This is a genomic window from Microbacterium jejuense, assembly GCF_039544225.1.
GTDB lineage: Bacteria > Actinomycetota > Actinomycetes > Actinomycetales > Microbacteriaceae > Microbacterium > Microbacterium jejuense.
This window is the reverse complement of record NZ_BAABLG010000004.1, coordinates 472,788-480,374: the sequence shown is the minus strand read 5'-3', so window position 1 is coordinate 480,374 and position 7,587 is coordinate 472,788. Positions and strand designations below refer to the sequence as shown.

The following is a 7,587-nucleotide window of genomic DNA, read 5'->3' as shown; positions in this document are numbered from 1 at the left end:
GGTACGGCTTGGTCACTGGGACATCCTTCCAGAGAGGACGAATCCTCAAAGTTCAGACGTCAACCAAACCCGGGGCAGTCCCTATCTGTGTCGATCGGTGACGGGACCATCTTCAACGGGGCGACGCATGTCATCGGCCCGCTGACGCCGGGGGTATCGGTCAGCATCGGTCGGAATTGTCTGTTCGCCGCTCACGTCTCGGTTCGCGGATCGAGCCATCACGGCCTCTGGGACCTCGAGACGGGCACGCTTCTCAACCCCGAGGCCGGGATCGAGATCGGGGACCATGTCTGGGTCGGCGATCAAGTGGCCATCCTCAACAAGGCGAGGATCGCGCCGGGCTCCGTGATCGGTGCGCGAAGTGTTGTGAACAAGGCCTTCGATGAACCCCACGTGCTCCTGGCGGGGATCCCCGCGGCCGTGCGCAGACGTGGCGTCGATTGGACAAACGAGTTTCCGCTCGACAACGGGGCAACGCCCCGCAAGTGAGCGCGTCAGACCGACGTGTCAGCGCCGTGATCGACGGCGTGAGAAGTAGAAGCTGCCGGCGAAAGATACGCCTACGACCACGATGACCATCGGGATCATGACGCTCAGGGCCGCGCCCACGGCGGCGGTCACGGGTGGTGTCGGTGTCGACGAGGGTGTTGGGGTCATCGTGGGAGTCGGGGTCGGCGCCGGTGGCTGCTCCGTGTATTTGATGGCCGGTACGGGCTTGTCGGCGAGGTGATGCGTCAAGCTCTCCCACGCGCTGACGTCGCCGACCGGGTTGCTCTTGGTCCGTTTGGCGGCGATGAAGGATGAAAGCGGATCCTTGTCGGGATATGACGCGCTGTAGCCGGGGATCCTGACCGTTCCGAAGGTGAGACCCTTCCGCACCGAATAGGCGTTGTACGCGACGTCCGCTGCGAGATTGGCCAAGGCGAGATTTGTGCTCATCTCGGTCGCTCCGCCGCAGAAGCCGCGCGGCCAGCCTTCTTCCTCGTAGGTCTGCGACACCTGTACGGCGTAAAGGACGCCGGACATGATGCGATGCTGTTGCTCGCCGTAGAGGTCGTCGCCTTGAATGTGTGCCGTCTCGGCGGCGTTTACGATGGCGCCCAGGCCGAGCGCCGTGTGCCCGAAGTCGCGACACGATTCCTGCGCCTGCCCATTCTGGAACGAGACACCTGGATCGGTCTTCGGCTTCGTCTGGCACGCGCCCTTATGGTTCGCCAACCAGAAGCAGCTGAGATCCGCGGTGGTCTGGTAAAGTCCGGCAGAATTGGGCGGTGAGTACGGAAGGTGCCCGTCTTCGGACACGTAGATGTACGCCGGCACCGCTTCTCGCCACATCGCGAGCGCACGGTTGTACAACTCCCGGTCATCCAGGAAGACTGCGGTATTCATGAGGCTGTCGGCGGCCGACAGCTTCCAGTTGCCGTTGTAAGGTCCGTAGTCGAAGGACGACAGGGTGGGAACGGCCGCCGCGCGCAGCATCGCACTGAATCCCTTGACGTCGAAGGCTTCGTCACCTTCGTTGGGGGTGTACGTGTAGCGCAGGATCTCTGCGCCCCGCAGCATGATCTCGCCTATCCACGCGGTCATGAGCGGCCCGTTCGAGCCGGTATTGCCCTTGAAATGCTTGGCGTACGCGTTCAAGATGGCGATCGCACGTTGCGCGTAGCCGGCGTTGCCCGTGTACCAGAACATCAATGCCTGCGCATAGACCGCGCGGGCATCCAGACGGGCATCGGTGCAGCCGATGTCCGGCACACTGAACGACCCGCAGTAGGTGACGCAGCCTGAGCCGTCCTTGAGGCCGCAGCGCGACGACAGCGGGTCGGCGGCGCCCGCCGAGGCGAACTCCGAGAAGTCGGGAGCCTCACGAGCAACATACGGCGACGACACCAGCTGCTGGAAGATCGTGGTCCACGGTTTGTCGCCGGCGAAAAGGTGCTTGCGCGATGTCTCGAGCGAATCGAGGCTGTCGAACACTCCGGGATGCGTGAAGCCCGCCGACGACACGACCGGCTTGACAGCATCCGGTGTGGGCTCGGTCTCCGGCGCGGCCTCTGCGGTCTGCTCCGGAGTCGGCGTCGTCTTGGGTGCTGCCGTCGTTCTCGGTGTTGCCTTGGTAGTCGGCGTCGCTTTCGGGGTGGCCTTGGCTTTCGACGTGGCCGTCGGGCTCGGCGTGGGCTTCGGCGTCGACGCGGCCTGAGCAACGACGCCATTCAGCGGAAAGACGACGATCACGACGAGAAGGACGGCCAAGAGGGCCGTCAAGGGTCGCCTGCGAGCGCGGGGCACGCGTCGGGATGATCGGGTCTTCATGCTCTCGGGGGAGTGGCCGTGCGATGGTCGGTCCCGCAGTCGCGGGATGGCCATCCCGACCCTACCGGCGTCCGCCTGTGAGCCAGGTCACAAGGCGCCGCGGAGTCGATACGTTCACACCGTCGCCTCAGCGCCCGAGCAGCCGCTTCTTCATGTTGTGGGCCAGCGGGCGCAGGCCGGGGAAGCGCTGCAGCGTCGCTCGACCGAGCGGCGCTGCAGCCTCCCACAGCCGCGCGCTGCGTGCAGATCCGCCACGAGAGCCGGCACCCGCACTCCCGCGGCCACGCTCGGCGAAGAACACCAGGAGCCGCAGCAGCTCCGCGGCGTCGTCGAGCGTGGGCTCGGGTGAGAACTCGGCCGGGAGCGTCCCCGTGACCACGCCCTGGTAGAGGAAAGCGAAGTCGTACGAGAGGGCTCGGCGTGCGGCATCCACCGACGCGGCCGACAGCCGTTCGAAACGCACCGGGTCGGCCACGAGGTGCGCGATCTCGCTCGCGAGCGAAGCCGCGTCGCCCTGCGGCACCGCCACGATGCCCTCGTTGCCCTGTACGAGGGTGAGCCACGGCAGCTCGTACATGAACACCGGCAGGCCGCGCGCCTGCGCCTCGGCGATCGTGAGCTGATAGCCCTCGATGATGCTCGTCGTCACGAATGCGTCGGCGGCGTCGATCGCGGCCACCAGGTCGCGTCCCTGCCGCGGGCCGACCGCGATCACCCGGTCGCCGACACCACGCCGACGGGACTCGGCGTTGAACTTCTTGGCGGTCAGGTCGTCCCAGTCGGGCCCGATCACGGTGAGCCGGAAGTCCACCTCGAGCTGCTGGAGTTGGACTCCGACCTCGATCAGCTCGAGCACCTGCTTGGTGTGCTGCTCCAGCCGCCCCCACCACACCAGTTCCAGCCTTCCGGCGGGTGACGACTTCGTCACGGTCGTCGCCGCGGACTCGATCAGCAGAGGCGACGGCGGGTTCGGCAGGTACGACGTATGGGTCACGCCGCGGAGTGTGAAGTAGGCGACATCGAGGGGCGAGAGCACCACGAGGCGCGCGAGCGTGCTGCTGCACTGCTCGATGAGCGACAGCCGGTCGTCGCCGTCGTACACCGGCCGAGCGACGAAGTTGTGCACCCAGCCGATCGTCGCCGCGCCCTCGGCGCGAGCCATCAGCGCGAACTCGGGCCAGTAGCGGGTGTAGAGCACCTGGTGGTCGATCACCAGATCCACTTCGTGCGCGCGGCAGATCTCGGCCCACTCCTCCAGCCGTGCCACGATGCCACGACCCGTCATCTCGACGAACGTGGCGCCGTCGGGCACTGCGTCGAGGTCGTTGCCGCCGTTGCGCGCCACCACGGTGACGCGGTAGCCCGCCTGCTGCAGGTAGTGCGCCTGCGACGCGATGACGGCGGAGACACCCCCGGTCCGTACCGTCGAGGTGGCGAGCAGGATGCTGCGCACCGGCCGTTCGCCGAGGCCCTGCCATGCGGTGTGAAACCGCAGCGTCGTCAATGTCGCCGGGTAGAAGCGCGCCGCAGCATGGATGATGTCTTGCGCGGGCGCGACGGTGTGCAGGTGTGCCAGCGCGGCGTCGAGCACCGCGGCGTCGCTGCGGGTGATGAGCTGCGAGCACACATAGCCGATGATCGACAGACGCACCGACTCGAAGCACTCGGCCAGCAGCGCCGGGTCGGGATGGGTGCGGGCCAGGTCATCGACGGCGGGACGGATGCTGTCGATCGAGCGGATCGCCGACGCATAGAACTCTGCCCGCTCGACGCTGTCGACATCGTGGCCGCTGCCGCCACGACCGAAGTGATAGACGTACAGCCGGTCGGGGATCGACACGTAGCTCGTGGCGAGCGCGGCCACGAGAACCATGAGGGGCAGGTCGTTGACGCGGGGGAGCGTCAGGTCGCCGGGCAGCAGCGCATATGCGTCGCGGAGCATGGACGTGCGGAACAGATAGCGCCACAGCTGCCCCTGCGCAGCCCTGCCGACGGGGAAGAGCCCCGAGAGCACACCGGTGCCGTCGAGCGACCGATGGACCGGCTGCAGCCGGCCCTCGTAGGTGCCACCGGTCCTGCCGTGCCGGTCGACCACAGCGACGCCGAAGCCGACGAGATCGGCGTCCGCGGCACGGGCCGTGTCGAGCGCTCGGCGTGCGGCATCCACTGTCAGTTCGTCGTCGCCGTCGAGAAAGAGGACGTGCTCGGCAGCGGCGGCCAGAATGCCGGTGCGACGCGACTGGAACGCCGTCAGATTGTGCTCGTGCCGAATGAGCCGGACCCGCGTGTCGCGCGCGGCGAGCGACTCGATCACGGCCACGGTGCCGTCGGTGGACGCATCGTCGACGCAGATCACCTCGACGTCGGAGAGCGTCTGGGCGAGCGCGCTCTCGATCGCCGCTGAGACCGTCGACTCGTCGTTGAAGACCGGGAGGACGATCGAGACCAGGGGAGCGGACGACATGGGCCTCGATTCTATTCGGTGCCCTTGCCCCGGTTAGTCTTTCGCCATGAAGATCGCCATCGTCGGCACAGGGTACGTGGGCCTGTCGAACGCCGTCGTCCTCGCTCAGCATCACGAGGTCGTCGCCGTCGACGTCGACCCGCACAAGGTCGAGCTGCTGAGCCGTCGCGTCTCGCCCATCGTCGACGTCGAGCTGGAGGACTACCTCGCCACGCGCGAGCTGAACCTCACCGCCACGCTCGACGCCGAGGCGGCATACCGGGGCGCCGAGGTCGTGGTGGTCGCGACGCCGACCAACTACGACGAAGAGACGAACTTCTTCGACACGTCGTCGGTCGAGTCGGTGATCGACGGAGTGCTGGCGGTCAACGCCGACGCGACGATCGTCATCAAGTCGACGGTGCCTGTCGGGTTCACGGAGCGCGTGCGATCGGAGCACCCCGGGGCCACGATCGTCTTCTCGCCGGAGTTCCTGCGCGAGGGACGCGCGCTCTATGACAACCTGCACCCGTCGCGGATCGTCGTCGGCGATCGCGGGGCGGCGGGCCGGCGCTTCGCCGACCTGCTGCTCGAAGGCGCGATCGACACCGACGTGCCGGTGCTGCTGACGGACTCGACCGAGGCCGAGGCCATCAAGCTCTTCGCCAACACGTACCTGGCACTGCGGGTCGCCTACTTCAACGAGCTCGACACGTACGCAGCCGTCCACGGGCTCGACGCGCGGCAGATCATCGAGGGCGTCGGACTCGACCCCCGCATCGGCTCGCACTACAACAACCCGTCGTTCGGCTACGGCGGCTACTGCCTTCCCAAGGACACCAAGCAGCTGCTCGCCAACTACTCCGAGGTGCCGCAGAACCTGATCGCGGCGATCGTCGACGCCAACCGGACGCGCAAGGACTTCGTTGCAGCCGACATCCTCGCCCGCGAGCCCAGGACGGTGGGCGTCTACCGACTCGTGATGAAGTCGGGCTCTGACAACTTCCGGGCGTCTTCGATCCAGGGCATCATGAAGCGGATCAAAGCCAAGGGCGTCGACGTCGTGGTCTACGAGCCGTCCCTCGAAGAGGACGATTTCTTCCACTCCGAGGTCGTGCGCGACCTGGACGAGTTCAAGACGCGCGCTGACGTGATCATCGCCAACCGATCGACCGATGTGCTCGCCGATGTCGCGCACAAGGTCTATACGCGCGACATCTACGGCCGGGACTGATCCGGCCGTGAGGTGACGCGCCACATGCAGCGGAACGCCGTGTCCGGTTGCTTTGGTAGGCTTCACGCGGTGTCCTTGGCGACACCGACCGACGCCGTTCGGCCGCCAACCCGTCGCTTCACGCCCCGCAAGGGCGAACGTCCCCCCGTGCGATGACTGAGACCTCACGATCAACCCGCGACGCCGACTGGCCGCGTCGCTACGCCAGCCGGCTGTTCTACTCCGACGCGCTGGTCGTTGCCGCGACCCTGACGATCTACGGCCTGCTCGCGCTCGAACAGCTGAGCCAGCCGGTGGCCTGGCCGTCAGGACCCACCATCCCCTACTGGGTGTTCCTCATCCTGCTCGGCGTCGTGTGGCTGCTGTCGCTCGACGTGATCGACACGCGCGATCGTCACATGATCGGCCAGGGCATCACCGAGTATCGCCGGATCGTCAACGCGACGGTGATCGTGTTCGCGCTCGTGATCGTCGTCGCCTTCTTCGCCCGCATCGAGATCGCGCGTTCGATCTTCGTCATCGCCCTGCCGATCGGCGTCGCCGCCCTCGTGTTCTCACGGTGGTTGTGGCGGCTGTGGCTGCGTCGCCGGCAACGGCGGGGCAGCTACGTCTACCGGGCAGTCGTCGTGGGGGAGCGGTCCAAGATCGCCCACATCGCGCGCCAGATCGAGCGGGCGCCCGACTCCGGCTACGTCCTGATCGGCGCCCTCACGCAGGGTGGCCACGGCATGGTCGGTCAGCTCCCGGTGCTCGGGGACTTCGCGGATGCCGGCAGTGCCGTCGAACAGGCCGGCGCCGACACGCTGATCGTGACGGGTTCCGACGAGCTCGACCCGCAGACCATGCGCCGGCTCGGCTGGGAGATGGCCGACCGCGACGTCAACTGGGTCGTGGCCCCGACGGTCACCGACGTCGCCGGCCCGCGTATCCATTCGCGCCCGGTCGCCGGACTGCCACTGGTCCACATCGACTTCCCGACCCTTGAGGGCTACAAGCGCGTGTCGAAGCGGGCGTTCGACCTGTTCGGCTCGGCCCTGCTGCTGGTGCTGCTCTCACCACTCATGCTGGTCACCGCCGTCGCGATCCGCGTCGACGGGAGCGGTCCCGTCTTCTATCGGCAGACGCGGGTCGGACGGGGCGGCCGGGAGTTCGGCATGCTCAAGTTCCGCTCGATGGTCGCCAACGCCGACGATCAGCTCGCGAGCCTGCTCGATGTCCAGGGCACCACGAACCGGCCGCTCTTCAAGGTCACGGACGACCCGCGCATCACCCGCGTCGGGTACTTCATCCGCAAGCACTCGATCGATGAGCTGCCCCAGCTCGTGAACGTGTTCCTCGGGGAGATGAGCCTCGTCGGGCCCCGGCCGCAGCGTGCCGCCGAAGTGGCGCTCTACGATGACGACGCACACCGCCGCATGCTGGTCAAGCCGGGGATGAGCGGGCTGTGGCAGGTGAGCGGGCGATCCAAGCTCTCGTGGGAGGACTCGATCCGCCTCGACCTCTACTACGTCGAGAACTGGTCGTTCACGCAAGACATCCAGATCCTCTTCCGGACCATCAAGGCCGTCGTCGTCCCTGGTGAGACGGCGCATTGAGC

5 protein-coding genes are annotated in these 7,587 nt (G+C 67.0%); 3 read left to right on the top strand and 2 right to left on the bottom strand.

The window, feature by feature from the left end; genetic code table 11:
- Nucleotides 1–489 (top strand): acyltransferase (locus tag ABEA46_RS09705; RefSeq protein WP_345544232.1); only part of this gene is annotated, 489 nt, incomplete at its 5' end.
- A gap of 18 nt (nucleotides 490–507) precedes the next feature.
- On the opposite strand, the gene ABEA46_RS09700 is transcribed toward ABEA46_RS09705, so the two are convergent.
- Complete coding sequence (locus ABEA46_RS09700) at nucleotides 508–2,253, bottom strand: alginate lyase family protein (protein WP_345544231.1); 1,746 nt, start codon at nucleotides 2,251–2,253, stop codon at nucleotides 508–510.
- A 187-nt stretch (nucleotides 2,254–2,440) separates the two neighbouring features.
- Nucleotides 2,441–4,777, bottom strand: coding sequence for a glycosyltransferase (locus ABEA46_RS09695; protein WP_345544230.1), 2,337 nt, complete (start codon nucleotides 4,775–4,777; stop codon nucleotides 2,441–2,443).
- Between the two features lie 46 nt (nucleotides 4,778–4,823).
- Between ABEA46_RS09695 and ABEA46_RS09690 the strand changes: the two genes are divergently transcribed.
- Nucleotides 4,824–5,990, top strand: coding sequence for a nucleotide sugar dehydrogenase (locus tag ABEA46_RS09690; protein WP_345544229.1), 1,167 nt, complete (start codon nucleotides 4,824–4,826; stop codon nucleotides 5,988–5,990).
- 152 nt (nucleotides 5,991–6,142) lie between these two features.
- On the top strand, nucleotides 6,143–7,585 hold the full coding sequence (locus tag ABEA46_RS09685) for a sugar transferase (protein WP_345544228.1): 1,443 nt from the start codon (nucleotides 6,143–6,145) through the stop codon (nucleotides 7,583–7,585).
- Nucleotides 7,586–7,587: the final 2 nt, after the last annotated feature.